This window comes from Argonema galeatum A003/A1, assembly GCF_023333595.1.
GTDB lineage: Bacteria > Cyanobacteriota > Cyanobacteriia > Cyanobacteriales > Aerosakkonemataceae > Argonema > Argonema galeatum.
The window spans coordinates 1-15270 of the sequence record NZ_JAIQZM010000038.1; the positions used below are offsets into that span (position 1 = coordinate 1).

14 protein-coding genes are annotated in these 15270 nt (G+C 43.3%); 10 read left to right on the forward strand and 4 right to left on the reverse strand.

Annotated elements, in window-relative coordinates:
- Positions 1-168: 168 nt before the first annotated feature.
- Positions 169-1086 carry a class I SAM-dependent methyltransferase gene (locus LAY41_RS26545; protein ID WP_249104815.1) on the reverse strand — a complete coding sequence of 306 codons (918 nt, stop codon included), beginning with the start codon at positions 1084-1086 and terminating at the stop codon, positions 169-171.
- A 233-nt stretch (positions 1087-1319) separates the two neighbouring features.
- A complete protein-coding gene (locus LAY41_RS26550; RefSeq protein WP_249104689.1) occupies positions 1320-2954 on the reverse strand; it encodes a DUF3352 domain-containing protein in 1635 nt (544 codons plus the stop codon).
- A 757-nt stretch (positions 2955-3711) separates the two neighbouring features.
- Between LAY41_RS26550 and LAY41_RS26555 the strand changes: the two genes are divergently transcribed.
- The 5 genes from LAY41_RS26555 (at position 3712) to LAY41_RS26575 (ending at position 9388) form a co-directional block, all read left to right on the forward strand.
- Positions 3712-7590, forward strand: a complete 3879-nt coding sequence (locus LAY41_RS26555; RefSeq protein WP_249104691.1) for a tetratricopeptide repeat protein — start codon at positions 3712-3714, stop codon at positions 7588-7590.
- Between the two features lie 197 nt (positions 7591-7787).
- Positions 7788-7961 (forward strand): hypothetical protein, encoded by a 174-nt coding sequence (locus LAY41_RS26560; protein WP_249104693.1) that lies wholly within the window; start codon positions 7788-7790, stop codon positions 7959-7961.
- Between the two features lie 196 nt (positions 7962-8157).
- Positions 8158-8634: an IS200/IS605 family transposase gene (gene tnpA, locus LAY41_RS26565; protein ID WP_249104695.1), complete on the forward strand. Its 477-nt coding sequence runs from the start codon at positions 8158-8160 to the stop codon at positions 8632-8634.
- Positions 8635-8681: 47 nt separating this feature from the next.
- The gene (locus tag LAY41_RS26570) at positions 8682-8972 is read left to right on the forward strand and encodes a hypothetical protein (RefSeq protein WP_249104697.1); all 291 of its coding nucleotides are present in this window, start codon (positions 8682-8684) and stop codon (positions 8970-8972) included.
- Positions 8969-9388 (forward strand): type II toxin-antitoxin system VapC family toxin, encoded by a 420-nt coding sequence (locus tag LAY41_RS26575; RefSeq protein ID WP_249104700.1) that lies wholly within the window; start codon positions 8969-8971, stop codon positions 9386-9388. Before LAY41_RS26570 ends, LAY41_RS26575 begins: the two co-directional genes overlap by 4 nt.
- 87 nt (positions 9389-9475) lie before the next feature.
- Here LAY41_RS26575 and LAY41_RS26580 read toward each other — a convergent pair whose 3' ends face one another.
- Together LAY41_RS26580 and LAY41_RS26585 are read right to left on the reverse strand one after the other, a co-directional pair.
- The gene (locus LAY41_RS26580) at positions 9476-9721 is read right to left on the reverse strand and encodes a type II toxin-antitoxin system RelE/ParE family toxin (protein ID WP_338023061.1); all 246 of its coding nucleotides are present in this window, start codon (positions 9719-9721) and stop codon (positions 9476-9478) included.
- Positions 9722-9780: 59 nt separating this feature from the next.
- A complete protein-coding gene (locus tag LAY41_RS26585; RefSeq protein ID WP_249104706.1) occupies positions 9781-10065 on the reverse strand; it encodes a type II toxin-antitoxin system ParD family antitoxin in 285 nt (94 codons plus the stop codon).
- 114 nt (positions 10066-10179) lie between these two features.
- Here LAY41_RS26585 and LAY41_RS26590 point away from each other — a divergent pair, with 114 nt between their 5' ends.
- The 5 genes from LAY41_RS26590 (at position 10180) to grxC (ending at position 15192) form a co-directional block, all read left to right on the forward strand.
- Positions 10180-10635, forward strand: coding sequence for a hypothetical protein (locus tag LAY41_RS26590; protein ID WP_249104708.1), 456 nt, complete (start codon positions 10180-10182; stop codon positions 10633-10635).
- A gap of 111 nt (positions 10636-10746) precedes the next feature.
- On the forward strand, positions 10747-13347 hold the full coding sequence (locus LAY41_RS26595) for a M1 family metallopeptidase (RefSeq protein WP_249104818.1): 2601 nt from the start codon (positions 10747-10749) through the stop codon (positions 13345-13347).
- A gap of 216 nt (positions 13348-13563) precedes the next feature.
- Complete coding sequence (locus LAY41_RS32445; RefSeq protein WP_275974418.1) at positions 13564-13698, forward strand: hypothetical protein; 135 nt, start codon at positions 13564-13566, stop codon at positions 13696-13698.
- 244 nt (positions 13699-13942) lie between these two features.
- Positions 13943-14791 (forward strand): XDD4 family exosortase-dependent surface protein, encoded by an 849-nt coding sequence (locus LAY41_RS26600; protein ID WP_249104710.1) that lies wholly within the window; start codon positions 13943-13945, stop codon positions 14789-14791.
- 143 nt (positions 14792-14934) lie between these two features.
- Positions 14935-15192: a glutaredoxin 3 gene (gene grxC, locus LAY41_RS26605; protein WP_249104820.1), complete on the forward strand. Its 258-nt coding sequence runs from the start codon at positions 14935-14937 to the stop codon at positions 15190-15192.
- Positions 15193-15270 lie beyond the last annotated feature (78 nt).

The following is a 15270-nucleotide window of genomic DNA, read 5'->3' on the forward strand; positions in this document are numbered from 1 at the left end:
AAGGTTTTAACCAATAAATTATATGCCCGAATGCTTCGCCCCTACTGCCCTAATCGACGAGAGCGGTTGCTATACATAAGAAAGAAGTCTATAAGTCAATAGGAAAAAATGCTTAATTACTAAATGAAATGGAAAAGTTGGGTTTGACTCAACTTTTCCACCCAACTTTTAGCTCGCGCTGGCAATAATGGTGCGGTGGCGAGGACTGTTGCGAGTAATAGTTGGCGTTGCGAAACCAGCATCTAACAAGGCTTGTTCAATATCCAAACTGAAATATTCATCTAACCAAGGTTCGGTACTTTTGAGCAATGTCAGAATATACGGCGGCATTTTGGCGTAGATTTCCGATTTAGGATTCATATCCATGATGGCTAAATGACCGTTTGGACGCAGCAGACGCCGCGCTTGGCGGAAAATTTGCCGCGTTGCTTCTTGCGGCAGTTCGTGGCACACCAGGAAGATAGATACTAAATCAAATGACGCTGAGGGTAAACCAGTTGATTCGGCGGCGGCATGAACCCAACGGATTTGAGCGTTACGCTGGTGGGAGTTGTAGTTTGCAACTGCCAGAAAATAGGGTGATAAGTCAAGACCAGTTATTTTTGCCTGGGGATAGGTATCCTGGAGGGCAAAGGTACTCATCCCCACGCTGCAACCGATATCCAAAATATTTTGTGGGTGGTTGGGAATATGGGCGAGGATATCGTGGTAACTTTGACGTAGTTTGGAATCTCCATCGGCACTTGCATTCCCCCAAATAGTGGCGTGGACGGTATAGGCGGCAACTTCCACTTCTAAGGCAGGTTCCCAACCGAGATTGCCGTTATCGTAGGCATGGAACGATCGCAGGTAGTAATCTGGGTAAGTTATGTTGGGGTTTTGTACCTGCGCTAAGTGGGTTTCCCAATCGTGCGATCGCAACTCCTCTACTTGCTTTGTCCAAGACACACCAATCTTCTCGGCTCGTTTCATCATCATTTGACGAGCTTGATGTTTGGCTAAGGCAGCTATCGGTTTGACAGCAAGCACTCCATTGATGAAGCGCGAAGCTAATCCAGTATCGGTATTATCTACAGTAGCAGTCATTTGATTAGTCATCAGTCATTTGTCATTAGTGATTTGTCTATAATACCAATGTCCGGTTGTAGACTTATCCTGTCAGTAGCGGCAATTGCTGAGCAATACCCACCCTCCAATTCTAATGACCAATGACTAATGACTAATACACCTCTCCAGAAATTAAAGGTGCGTTACCTGTAACCCTTGTAGAGACGTTGCATGCAACGTCTCTACATTATTTGAAAGGAGATGACCAATGACTATTTTGTTTTTGGTTTGAGTGCTAGCAACATTTCCACTTGACTCGTTGATGCGTCAGGCTGAGTAGCGGTGAGTCCGATACCGCGAATGGAATTGAGGATGGCGTTGGCGTCTGGCGGGAGGGGGCTATTTTGTGCAGCAGCGAGGTTACGATTTACCAAGGACATTGTTTTGTCCATATCGATGTAAAAGTAGCCTATATTTGGCTTCTGCAAAGAACCTGCGATCGCTTTAAAAGATTCGCTACCATCGAGAGAGTTAGAATTGGTTACCATTACATCGATAAGTGGACTACCAACTGCCACAAATACCGATTCATTATCCAGCCAACCATATCCTAATAATATTTCTTGACTGGGAAGTTTCCATTCTTTTACTGTTTTGCCTTGGACGTTTCTTTCTGCTACCGTGATGGAGTTAGTTTGCGCGATCGCATCTATTTTAGCTAATGTTGCTTCTGCGGTTTGGCGATCGCTTGTTTTCAACACCAAAGCACCACCAAAACCAAACTGAGCTAACAAACCTTGGTCAGATGAAATTGCTGCCAATGCAAATTCCCCATCCATCCAACCAAAAATATCTTTATCTAGGTCAAGATTGTAGCTAGTTCTGATTTGCTGTCTGTATTGGTCGAGTTGTTTTTGAAGTTCAGTATTTTTTTCTGATTCTGCTACTACAGCTGCCCAACCGCGACTGATACCTTGTCCGCTGATGAGTGCGATCGTCTCAAGCGGAAATTGCGCCACCACTTTTCCCGGAGTAGGTTTGTACTCTACTTTAATTAAAGACGGATCTACTTTTCCTATTGCTTTCATCCGCAAACCAGAATCATCAACTCCCAATCCCATTACCAAAGATTTTACCAGCTTTAGTTGCGCCAGAGATTGAGGCGGCAATGGTGGCGAATTAGGATTGCTGGCGATTAATTGTTGTATTACATTTCCGTATTCAGGTATGTAAATTTGCGCCAGAGTATTTTGTATATCTACACTCTTGGAAAGAAGGCTAACTGCATTTTCTTTCTTAGCAAATGAAGGTTGTCCTTTGAAAGTGTCTATTGCTTGTTCCACAGCTTTTCTTTCCGGTGCAAACACTAAATGGTCATTCAAAACAGCGCTGTATGTTTTACCGCTACTACCCGTTGTTTCCAATATTTTGACACCATTGTAGTCTGTCTCCTGACCTTTAATTTGCGACTTAATTTTATTAGAAAAATTCCAGGCACTTATTTTGTCTTTAATCCCAACTACCATCAAAAGGTTTTGCTTTCCCGGTATATTTGGGTCTGATGGCAGAACAGCAAACATCACACTACCAAGCCAAGGGTAAATATCTTTTGCATAATCAATTTTCGATTCCGCCGTCATCTGCTTGTTGAAGTCGTTTAGACCTTTGTTAATAGCAGATTGAGCTTCCGGAGTACCAAATTGCTGCAATTGCGCCCAAGCTTTAGGGTCTGTGGAAATCATGCCTGTCATCAATGCTTCATCCGGCACAACTTTAGCACTAGCCAAAGGACTTGTGGCATCGCTAAAAACACCTTTCAAGTAAAGATAGCCAAATACGCCACCTGCTACGATAACAGCAAGACCAATTGTAATTGGATTGAGAATACCCGGTTTTTTTTCAGACATTTTATTATCCTTAGATTTGATTAGTTTGTCATCAGTCATCAGTCATTTGTAAATAACCGATGACCGAATCTATATCTAAGGTATTAGCAGTTTCGCTGGCAAGCCATAAGTATTTATACGCAGAGATTCTGAAACTCTCACATCTTGTAGCATGACCCGCTTGGGGTTAAAAACCCTCACATCTCATAACCCGCTTGGGGTTCAAACCCCAAGCTCATAGCGAAAGTCCACTGAAGTGGACTGAAATTGTTTAGCAGTTCCATAACCCGCTTGGGGTTCAAACCCCAAGCTCATAGCGAAAGTCCACTGAAGTGGACTGATACGAAATCCGGTTATGACAGACCCCCTATAAATATTTACCAAATTCGCTTTGAGTAAAGGTTTCGGCGTTGATAGCAAGAGCTTTATTAAAGCCGATTTGGGATGAAATCGTTTACCAGTCCACTGAAGTGGACTTGAGCTATTAGCCTGGGGTTTGAACCCCAGGCGGGCTTTGAGCTTTAAGAGGTTTCCTGTATACAGCGGGAACCGCTGTTATGCGGTACAGTATGCGAAGGGGAAGGGCGAAGCATTCCGGTAATTCATCTTTGCTGATTACCAATAAATCATCTGCCGGAATGCTTCGCCCCTACCTAAAATGTACTTCATAACAGCGGGAACCGCTGTATATGGGTTACAGGCGTTTGGTTTGACAACCCACCCTACGTTTATGCTTGTTAAAATCGCAACAGCCTCAGCATCACCAGGGAAAACGCAGATGGCGAGAAATCGGTTAACAATCACCCACGAAAATGATACGATTCGCCTATCTTGGCAACGGGGACAAGAAAGCACCCGCTTCGCCGATGCTATCCCCTTCCAGCATCCCTTTGATGAGCAAGCGTTGACAGACTTACGCTGGTATCTGGAAGAATTTCTCAGATTTCCCTACGGTATTGAACCAGATAAAGCGAAAAAAATCGAGCAGAAGTTGCAGGAATGGGGAGAACAGCTATTTTCCCTAGTATTCCGCAGCAGCGAGAAAGCGCGGCAATTTTTTCAGGCGGCGACTTGGGACGGGTTGAATCAGTGCCAACTTAGCATAACTTCCGACGACCCAGCGGTGCTGAATTTGCCTTGGGAGTTGCTGTACTCGCCAGATGACCGAATATTTCTTGCACCCAAAATTGCCCAAATGTATCGCAGTCTCAGCGATTATAAGGTGCGGGGAGAAAAGGGGGAAATGCAGCAGGAAAAATTGAATATTTTGCTGGTAATTGCGCGTCCTCTGGGAGAAAAAGATATCGGTTTTCAAACAATTGCACGTCCAATGTTGGCAGCGCTCAAAGAAATTCGGCAGCAAGTTAATCTTAAAGTATTGCGTCCCCCCAGCTTTCAAGAATTTGAGCGGGAACTGAATAACAATAAAAGTTTTTATCACATCGTTCATTTTGACGGACATGGGAAATTTGACCCCACCAGTGTGGGATTTCAACACTCATTTGGAGGTGCAGGACAGGGTTTACTCGTATTTGAAAATCCCGATGGTTCGCCACAACATATTACTGCTGCCCAAATTGCCCAGAGTTTAACAGATTGCGGCGTGCCGATTTTCGTGTTGAATGCTTGCAAATCTGCCCAAGAGGGAAGCGAACCTTTTTCATCGGTGGCGACGCGCTTAGTGGCGGAAGGTGCGAAAGGTGTGGTGGCGATGGCTTATTCCGTTTACGCTGTCGGTGCGAAGCATTTCATCGGGCGCTTGTACGAAGAGTTGGTACTGGGGAAGAGTTTAGCCGAGGCGGTAGCGGCGGGACGTTTGGAAATGTTGAATCAACGCTTGCGCCCAAGTCCCAAAGGCGATTTGCCGTTGCAAGATTGGTTAGTTCCGGTGCTATATCAGCAGCAATCTTATCAGCCGTTTACACCAAAAGCTGCTCCTGTTAGCCGCGAAGAGAAACGAAAAGCCAGACAGGAAGCTCAAAGCCGTTCTCTAATGGATATACCAGCAAAGGTTGGTTATGAATTCATTGGTCGAGATTACGATATTTTGCGCTTAGAACGAGCCTTTCGCCAAAATCATGTAGTGTTGTTGCAAGGTATGGCGGGTGTTGGTAAAACCGAGTTAACTGGTGGTTTTGCCCGGTGGTTAGATGAAACTCAGGGACGTATCGGCGGCATTTTCTTTACATCTTTTGAGCAAGGCGCAGGCTTGAGTCTGATAGTAAATCAAATTGGTCGAGTGGTGTGGGGCGAGGATTTTTCTCAGGATTTACCGGAAGACCAACTAGATGATGTACTTGATTATTTGCAAAATAACCATTGTCTGTTGATTTGGGATAATTTTGAGCCTGTGGCAGGGTTTCCGACTGGAAATGAACCGCTTTTACCTGCGGATGAGCGAGATAATTTGCAGCGGTTTCTCAAAGAGTTGCGCGGTGGGAAATCCTGGGTGCTGATTACCAGTCGGCGCGAGGAACGTTGGCTGGATTGCGGTTATACGTTATTAAATCTGAAGGGATTGGATGAGAAGGATGCAGAAGAGTTTGCAGCTAAGGTGTTGCGAACTGTGGGAGTAGATAGGGCGAAATTGCCGCCAGAATATTTGGAATTGTTGAAATTGTTGGGGGGACATCCGCTATCGTTGCGGGTGGTGTTACCGCATTTGAAAACGCAAAGTCCGGTGCAGTTGATTAAAGATTTGCGGCAGGGAGGCGATAGGTTTTCTGGTGTGGAGGAGGAAGGGAGAGATGAGTCTCTGATTGTGTCGTTGGATTATTCGTTTGCGAGGTTGTCGGATAAATGCCGTCAGCATTTGCCGTTTTTGGGTTTGTTTAGTGAGCAAGTGAATGCTCATTGCATCAATATGCTCTCTAATCCAGTCCACACTTATTTCATGATTTCCTTCTCTGGAGAACCTCATAATGACTTTGGACAGGCATATCAGGCGGTTTTTGGGGAAGTCTTGCAAGAATCGGATTGGTTAAGGATTCTCAACGAAGCCGTAGAAGCAGGCATTTTAGAACATTTAGGTCAAACCCTGTATAAAATTCACCCTGCTCTGCCTTGGTATTTACGTCAAAGGCTGTCTGAGCGTTATCCTGAAATGGAGGTGAGCAACTTAGAAAAAAAGTTGCTAACTTCTTATGCAGTTTTAGCAGATATTTTCTGTCAAACACTAATTAGCGACGCTCAGATAGCAATCATGCTATTGTTATTTGAGGAACCCAACTTGCTACAAAATCTCCGACTGGCAGAACAATGCCAGGAATGGACTCATGCTATTGTAATTGTGCAAGCTTTAGGGGAAGTTTATAAGCGGCTTGGTCGCCTACTAGAATTTAAGTCAATGAAGCAACGGTTACTCACAAGAATTGGTAATCGTTTTGCAGATGTTAAACCAAAGGGTCAACGGGCTATTGATTTGTGGATTTATCTTCACGAAAATAATTTTACTACTAATAATATTGCAGAAATACCAGTTTCAATATATCAAGAAATTATAGATGCGCTTACAGAATTAGAGCATCCCTTAAAATCTACAAGAATTGCTCATTTATATTATGACATGGGTGGTGATGCAGAGCAAAAACGTGATTTTATTAAAGCTATTGACTATTATAACAAAGCTCTTGACATACTTAACGATGAAGGAGATACTTACAGAACTGCTTCTATTTATGCCCAATTGGGTATTGTCGCACAGAAACAAGGTGATTTTAATACAGCGATTACCTATTATCAAAAAGCTCTTGAAATTTTAATAGATTCAAAGGATTTCTACAGAGTTGCTAAAGTATACAATTATTTGGGCGTAGTGGCAACAGAAAAAAGAGATTTTGATATGGCAATTATTCATTGTAGTGAAGCTCTTGAACTTTTTAAAGGGGGAGGATATTTTTACGACGTTGCAACCACTTATACGCACTTAGGCGCAATTGCACTTGGAAAAGAAAAATTTCAAGATGCAAGTAACTATTATAAAGAAGCTATCAGGAATTTTGAAGATGTGGGCGAAACTGAATCTGCTGCTGTTTGTTATCATCAAATGGGTACTTTAGCATATTTAAAGCGAGATTTAGAACCAGCAAAACTCTATTATAAAAAGGCATTAGAAATTCGATTAAATAATAAAGATTTTTACAAGGCAGCCAATCAATATCACCAACTGGGTATGGTAGCAGAAGAAAAACAAGATTTTACCTCAGCAATTAGGTACTACAACCAGTCCCTACAGATTTGCGAAAATTTTGGAGATTTTAACAGTGCTGCTACTGATTATCACCAACTGGGTATAGTGGCACATAAAAAAGGGGATTTTTATACAGCCATTACTAATTACAAAAAAGCTTTTGAAATTTTTCAAGAATTGGAAGACTGGTATAAAGCTTGTTTTCCTTTGAGGGGATTGGCTAAGCTATTAGAAGAGAACAAGATTTTAATTGATGCTATGAAAATTTATATTAAAGCTTTGTCGATTGACATTGAATATGATAATAAAGAGTTGATTGATTTAGATATCTTGAATTTAGCCCGAATGCTCAAGCTGTTAGGCGAAAGCGAATTTCTGGCAATTTGGCGCGAGGTAACGGATGGGGAATGTGATGGAGATGTGCGGGCAGCAATTTGGTCAGCGCGGGATAATCTAGAAACAGAATGATAGGGGAAATATGGTGCAAGCTGACAAATTAAAGGGGCGAATTAATAATCTCATCTGCGAAACAGACAGCCTGCGAATTGATTCGCAGGCTAATAGCAGAAGTCCTCTGAAGAGGACTAAATAATGTGGAGAATTCAGTCCGTTTGAACGGACTTTCGCTATGAGCCTTGAAATTGATTTCAAGGCGGGTCTGATGGATGAGCGATTATCTGTGTTGGCGGATTAATCATCCCGGTGTGCGTATTAATCCCAGCTGCGAATCGAATCACCCCGGTGTGCGTATTAATCCCAGCTGCGAATCGAATCACCCCGGTGTGCGTATTAATCCCAGCTGCGAATCAATTCGCAGGCTAATAGCAGAAGTCCTCTGAAGAGGACTGAATAATGTGGAAAATTCAGTCCGTTTGAACGGACTTTTGCTATTAGCCTGGAAATTGATTTCCAGGCGGGCCTGATGGATGAGCCATGCTCTGTGTTTGTAAATAAATGTTTAATCATTAGTGACGCTTGCCCAAGATTACCAAAATAGTGTAAAATTATGCCAATGTAAATAAAACAGGTATTTTTATGGCTCTTTGGCGGCTTTATTATCACCTTGTTTGGGCAACAAAAGAACGTCAACCGCTAATCGATCCAAAAAGAGAGCCTGACCTTTATAATTATATTATTGGTAAAGCTGATTCACATCGTTGTATTGTTCATGCCATTGGCGGCATAGAAGACCATATTCATTTAGTAGTTTCTATTCCTCCGACTCTTTCAATTGTAGATTTTGTTAAACATATCAAAGGTAGCAGTTCTCATGAGATGAATCAGCTTTTACCGAGTTCGGGAGTAAAATTTGGTTGGCAACGTGGGTACGGGGTGTTTTCTCTTGGACGCAAGCAATTGGATGAGGCTGTAGCTTATGTGAAGAATCAGAAACAGCATCATTTAGAAGGAACAATTATTGCTGCGTTGGAACGAGAAACGGATGAAGATGATGGGGTAATAGGTTGCGATCGCATTATATATATAAATAAACCTGCTAAAATATATATTTGAGTCAGGTGCTCGGAGTTAAACTAGAAACAGCGTTGTAGGAGAATACCATGCAAGCATACAAAGTTAAGGGAAAAGTCGATGAGGCAGGTAACTTAGTGGTTACAGAACCTGTTAAAATTACCCCAGGAGATGTAGAGGTAATTGTTTGGCACGCAATTGAAACGGTTAATAATGCTACAAATGCAAAAAGTCAACCAGAAGCTGCCAGACCTAAAAGGCAAGTTGAATGCTCAATTCCAATCTTGAAAGAGTGGTTAGAAAACACCGATCCTGTTCCTCCTAATTTTGACCCCGATCGAGCTAAATGGGAATATTTGAAGGAGAAACATAACCTGTGAAAATTCTAATTGACACCAATATTATAGTGGATGTAGCCTTAGAACGCCAGCCATTTTACAGCGAAAGCGTGCAAGTTTTGTCACTTGTTCATCAGAAACGAGTTGAAGGCTACATTTCGGCATCAACTGTTAGCGATCTTTATTACATTATCCGTAAAGTCAAAGGTCGAGATCAAACTATTGATTTTTTAAGTAGGACTCTTACCTTTTGTCAAGTAGCTACAGTGGATCAATCTGTAATCTCAATGGCACTAACTGCCAACTTCAGGGATTTTGAAGATGCGATTCAATACAGCACTGCTAGGGTGAATCAATTGGATGCGATCGTAACTCGCAATACGGCAGATTTTCCTGTTTCTACTCCTCGAATTATGTCTCCGGCGCAGTTGATTCAGGAGTTAACGAATTACTCTTAATTTTGGCCTAACGACTAAAGTCGCGGCTACACAAACAAAGCCTGCCTACGCAGGCTTAAAAGAAAGGTAAACAGATGGGATTTGGTGTTACTCAGGATCGTCACTTTGAAAAAGAATTTCTAAATCGCGGTAACCACTCACCACCCGTGCGATTTCAATACCTCCTTCAATTGCACGATAAAATATTATGTAATCTTCCAGAGGAAAACTCCGCAACCCTGGCTCAAAATTATCCCGATTCCGCCCCATTTCGGCAAAATCTGCCAATAGCTTACACTGTTGTTTGATTCTTTCTTTGAGACTTCTGGCGGCCTGGGGATTGTTACTTGCGATCTAAGTGTTGATTTCCTTCAAGTCTAATCTAGCTGAAGGTGATAAAATGTATCTGCCCATTATTTTGCTTCCTGAATTTGCTGCATTTCTGTTTCAATTCGCTGGATGTCGTCTTCAAGTTCAGCAAACACTAGGTCACCGTCAATTCCCTCACCGCGATCGAGTTCTTCAATACCCACTCTGATTTTCGCTTTCAACCTATCCAAACGCGCCATCTGAGAACGTTCCCTCTCTTCTAAAAGCCTTAACGCTTCGTTAATTACCTCACTAGGTGACTGAAATTTGCCGCTTTTTACTTTCTCGTCAAGAAACTGTTCGAGTTCTGGACTCAGTGATACGTTCATCTCTATAAATTTCCTAAAAGCAACTACTAAAGTATCTTAGGTCAATTATACCTGGAATGGCTTAAATTGGTGTTATCATAATGTAAAAGTTATACCATTGGATTTGATAGAGAAATGGAAACTCAATTAACAACCGCCGAAATCAACGAAAAGCAGCAATTATTGCAAGGTTACGATCCAGCAGAGAAAGCATTGGCTACTCTGAAAGAACATGATGGCAAACCTCATGAAGCTTTTGATAAACTCTGGTCAGAAGTAAATCAAGAAGATATTTTTGGCGATAAAAAATCTCTCTGGGAAGTAACTTTAAAAGTTCTGCGACAAGAACTTTGCGGGAATGAAGGTTTTCGCGGCAAACTCAATGAATATATTAAAAAGCCAGAAGATGCTGCTTTGCTGACAGCGTTGATTATCTCGGTGGTACAGTTAACCACATTGCCGATAAATCCGGCGATCGCAACTATCATCATCCTCTACATCCTCAAAATCGGCATCGGCATTTTTTGCGAATACACCGAACCAGTCGCTGACGCTGACCCCACCGCTGCCAAAGACACGCTGCACAGCTAAACTGGAGTGGGGCTCAGTCGCTAAGTTACAAAAACGCTAACCTGGAAAATGTACCCGATCGCATTTTGTTAATCCCGCCATACCTCTCCTGTGTCACAGAGTCAATCCCACATGAAGTTACATTTTTATTTTGATTCCGAAAATAATCGCCATAAATCTTTTGAGTTACCCGGTTCCCGCCCCCATTACAATCCAGATAGACCGGGACAGGTAGAACATATCTTCCTAGACTTGGCGCTAGATATTCCCAACCGCACCTGCCAAGGAACTTGTAGCATCAGATTAGCGCCTGTGCGGAGTGCGATCGATCGTTTAACCTTGGATGCGGTAAACCTGAATATCCAGTCTGTGCAGGTGGACGGTTCGCCCCAGGATTTTGACTGTGACGAGGAACAACTGCACATCAAACTTGCCACACCGACGCAGGTAGGCAAGCAGATCGAGATTGCGATCGCTTATACTGCCCAAAAACCCCAGCGCGGCATTTACTTCATCGGGCCAGACAAGCACTACCCTCACAAACCCGTTCAAGTTTGGACTCAAGGCGAAGATGAAGATTCCCGCTTCTGGTTTCCCTGCTTCGACTATCCCGGACAGCTAGCAACTTCAGAAATTCGCGTGCGAGTTCCCAAACCGTTGATAGCTATCTCCAACGGCGAACTAATTCATACAGAAGATGTTGGCGAAGACAAAATTTATCACTGGTTGCAGAAAGAAGTTCATCCCACTTATCTGATGACTTTGGCAGTCGGAGATTTTGCCGAAATTCAAGATACTTGGAATAGCAAACCCGTAACTTATTATGTGGAAAAAGGTCGGGAAGAAGAAGCCCGCCTCACTATGGGCAAAACGCCCCGAATGATTGAGTTTTTCAGCGAAAAGTTTGGTTATCCTTATCCTTTTCCCAAATACGCACAAGTTTGCGTTGATGACTTCATTTTTGGGGGAATGGAGAACACCTCGACAACACTGCTGACAGACAGATGTTTGATAGATGAAAGGGCATCTTTGGATAATCGCGGTAGCGAAAGTTTAGTCGCCCACGAACTCGCCCACCAATGGTTTGGGGATTTAGTGGTGATCAAGCATTGGTCTCATGCTTGGATCAAAGAGGGGATGGCGACCTACTCTGAGGTGTTGTGGACGGAAAACGAGTATGGTTTGGAGGATGCAGCGTACTATCGGTTGAATGAGGCGCGTAACTATTTTATCGAAGATAGCAGTCGTTATCGTCGTCCGATCGTTACTCATGTCTACCGGGAAGCGATCGAACTTTATGACCGACATCTATATGAAAAAGGTGCTTGCGTCTACCACACAATCCGCGCCGAGTTGGGAGATGAGTTGTTTTTCCGGGCAATTCATACTTTTGTCCAAGACAACGCCCACAAAACTGTGGAAACTGTAGACTTGCTGCGGGCGATCGAAAAAACTACTGGTCGCAATTTGCTGTTTTTATTTGACCAGTATGTTTATCGCGGCGGACATCCAGACTACAAAGTTGCCTATTCCTGGGATGGCGATAGCAAGCTGGCTAAAGTGACAGTCACTCAAACTCAGGCAAAAGAAGGCAATAATGGCAGTGATAGCGAGTTGTTCGACTTGAAGATTCCGATTGCTTTCGGCTATACCCAAGAAAACAAATTTAAAGAGTTTAAAACTTTTACGGTAAGAGTACACGAACGGGAACAAACTTTTTACTTCCCGTTGGAAGAGAAGCCGCAGTTTGTCAGTTTTGATGTTGGTAATCACTATCTCAAAACTGTGTCTTTGGAGTATGCAGTTGCTGAACTGAAAGCGCAGTTGCAATTCGATCCTGACCCAATCTCGCGGATCTACGCGGCTGAGACTTTGGCGAAAAAAGGTGGGTTAGAGGCGGTAAAAGCGCTATCAGATGCACTGGAAAAAGATGCTTTCTGGGGTATTCGCGCAGAAGTTGCCAAACAGCTAGCTGAAGTGAAACTCGACCAAGCAGGTGAAGCCTTAGTTCATGGTTTGAACGATGAAAACCCTCTAGTCCGCCGCGCTGTGGTGGAAGCCTTAGCTAAAATTAAGACAGCCGAAAGTTATGACGCTGTGAAACATCTGCTGGAAAAAGGCGACGCCAGTTACTATGTGGAGTCGTCAGCAGCTCGTACAATTGGGGGAATGGTAGCATCACCCATCCTTAAAGATAAGGAAGATGAAGCGATCGCACTCCTTAGCCGTATACTGCGAGAAAAAGCTGGGTGGAATGAGGTAGTGCGGATTGGTGCGATCGCAGGTCTGTGTCAGTTAAAAACATCACCAGTAGCCCTCAACCTGATTTTGGAATACACTTACCCCGGCATCCCCCAAGCTTTGCGCCTAGCAGCAATTCGCGCTTTGGGTGCTGTTTCCACAGGTCAGACGCCGAACAACGTTGATTGGATTATCGAACAGTTACAAGAGTTATCCAGAGAAACTTTTTTCTTGACACAGGTAGCAGTTGTTACAGCGTTGGGACAAATGGAGACAGCCAAAGCTATCCCAGTACTGAACTCTTTGGGCTCAACCACACCCGATGGGCGCGTCCGCCGTATCGCTGAGGAAGCAGTGCAAAAGGTACAGCAAGTTGCTGGTACTGACCAGTCCGTCAAACAGCTGCGGGAAGAACTCGACCAGTTGAAAAAATCAAATCAGGAATTGATGAGTCGTTTGGAGAGTCTCGAAGCTAAGTCAAAATCAAGCTAACCAGCAACCTGTTGAGAATCAGAGGTTGAACGAAGCGGAGTCGGCGACAACCCGGCTTCGTTGAAATCCTCATGCTTAAAATTTTATGATGACGATTTTTTGAGTGGTTATCTACGTATTAATACTTAGATAAGTTTAGCATAGCATTGAAAAGGTAGCTTTTAAATCGCTATTAATCTTATTTTTATTTAATCTTCAAAGTATTTTTACATAATCATGGCAATAAATTATACTTTAGTTACGGCTTTACTTAGAGCCTTAGTTCGAGCGATCGTCTTTAAGGATCGTGGCAGAAAAAGAGCGATCGCACATAAAAGCTTTAACAACCGTAGAGATTATATGAAGATATGAAGAAGCTGGAGTCTTTTACTAGACAGAGCCTTGAGCCTTTGTATAGAGTGTAAATAACAAAGGTTCAGTCAGAACTGAGCTTGCGAACAAACAGCCTAAAGCATAAGTGACAAGCTGTTCGCCGAGGGGCTAACCCCCCTGTGATTAGAAACACAAGGTTGTCGTGACAGGCTACAACTTCTCAAGGACAATTTAGTCACATCATTATCGTGTTCCAGAGTAACGGTTAACGGAGTAAATTAAGATGTTAAATTCCAAACTTACAATTTCAGCGCTTAAGCATCTAACATTAGGTGTATCCGCATTAGCCCTAGTTGCAGCAGGCCAAATCTCTAGAGCAGATGCAGCATCAATTCAATTCACTGGTACAGGAACTAACCCAGCCTCCGGTGGAGCTAGCAATGCTTTAGGGGCATCAGTTCTATTTGACGATCTGCTAAACCCAGGCAAATTGACCATTACCCTGACGAATACTGGCCCAGGTGCAAGCGTTCCTTCTGACGTACTAACTTCAGTTTTCTGGGACTATAATGGCACAGCCTTCAGTGGTTTATCCCTGGATTCAGCAACAGCACCAACCGTAGTTGGTGGCACTCCTGGCACTAATGTCAATCTTAAAGCTCTCGATGAATGGAAATTGCCAAATACTGGCAATGGTACAACAAACCTCCCTGGCATAACCCAAAACTATGGTTTAGGTACTGCTGGCTTAGGTATTTTCCAAGGCGGTGGCGGTCAGCAATTTAATTACGCGATCATCAGCGGTTACGATAATCCAAATCCGGCTGTATCAGGCGGGACTTTTGTTAAAAATGCTGCTACTTTCGTTTTATCAGGTCTGCCCAGTGGCTTTGATATCAGCAAACTTGGTAACGTTCGCTTCCAATACGGTACAAACCTTTCAGAACCCAGCTTTGTAGCTAGTTCGATGAATTATACTGGCAACCCCACCCCCCCACCACCACCCCCAACAGGCGGCGGTGGCGGTGGCCCAACCAAGATTCCCGAACCCAGCACAGTAATGGGACTATTATTAGCTGGTGCGGCTGGTATCCGGTTAACCAAGAAACAGCTTAACTCTGTCAAAGCTTAATCGCCAAAGTTTTCGGTTGAAATTGAGATAAAAAAAGGGGTTAGAAGTGCAAAACGCTTCTGACCCTTTTTTTTATTTTGGTGGGTGGGCGGTGTCAAGAAGATCGTAAAATTAAGAAATATTGCTGAATGCTTGAGGAAAACATGGCCGCTAACATAGAAATCTATACCTGGAGAACTTGTCCCTTCTGCATCCGCGCCAAGGCTTTGCTAAAACAAAAGGGGGTGGAGTTCACCGAATACAGCATTGATGGAGATTGGGAAGCAAAGGCAAAAATGAGTGAACGCGCCAACGGTCGCACTTCTGTACCTCAGATTTTTATCAACGATCAGCATATCGGTGGCTGCGACGATATCCACGAACTGGATGCAGCAGGCAAACTCGACGAACTTCTGCAATAGTTATTAGTCATTGGTCATTATAAAAATACCTTTGACAACTGACAATTGACAACTGACAACTGACAATTGACAATTGAC

Excerpts from the sequence above, each read along its gene's own strand:
- LAY41_RS26560 (WP_249104693.1), top strand. The coding sequence starts at position 7,788 with ATGAGCGATTATCTGTGTTGGCGGATTAATCATCCCGGTGTGCGTATT.
- LAY41_RS26545 (WP_249104815.1), bottom strand. The coding sequence starts at position 1,086 with ATGACTGCTACTGTAGATAATACCGATACTGGATTAGCTTCGCGCTTC.
- LAY41_RS26600 (WP_249104710.1), top strand. The coding sequence starts at position 13,943 with ATGTTAAATTCCAAACTTACAATTTCAGCGCTTAAGCATCTAACATTA.
- LAY41_RS26555 (WP_249104691.1), top strand. The coding sequence starts at position 3,712 with ATGGCGAGAAATCGGTTAACAATCACCCACGAAAATGATACGATTCGC.
- LAY41_RS26550 (WP_249104689.1), bottom strand. The coding sequence starts at position 2,954 with ATGTCTGAAAAAAAACCGGGTATTCTCAATCCAATTACAATTGGTCTT.
- LAY41_RS26590 (WP_249104708.1), top strand. The coding sequence starts at position 10,180 with ATGGAAACTCAATTAACAACCGCCGAAATCAACGAAAAGCAGCAATTA.
- tnpA (WP_249104695.1), top strand. The coding sequence starts at position 8,158 with ATGGCTCTTTGGCGGCTTTATTATCACCTTGTTTGGGCAACAAAAGAA.
- LAY41_RS26570 (WP_249104697.1), top strand. The coding sequence starts at position 8,682 with ATGCAAGCATACAAAGTTAAGGGAAAAGTCGATGAGGCAGGTAACTTA.
- LAY41_RS26595 (WP_249104818.1), top strand. The coding sequence starts at position 10,747 with ATGAAGTTACATTTTTATTTTGATTCCGAAAATAATCGCCATAAATCT.
- grxC (WP_249104820.1), top strand. The coding sequence starts at position 14,935 with ATGGCCGCTAACATAGAAATCTATACCTGGAGAACTTGTCCCTTCTGC.
- LAY41_RS32445 (WP_275974418.1), top strand. The coding sequence starts at position 13,564 with ATGGCAATAAATTATACTTTAGTTACGGCTTTACTTAGAGCCTTAGTT.
- LAY41_RS26585 (WP_249104706.1), bottom strand. The coding sequence starts at position 10,065 with ATGAACGTATCACTGAGTCCAGAACTCGAACAGTTTCTTGACGAGAAA.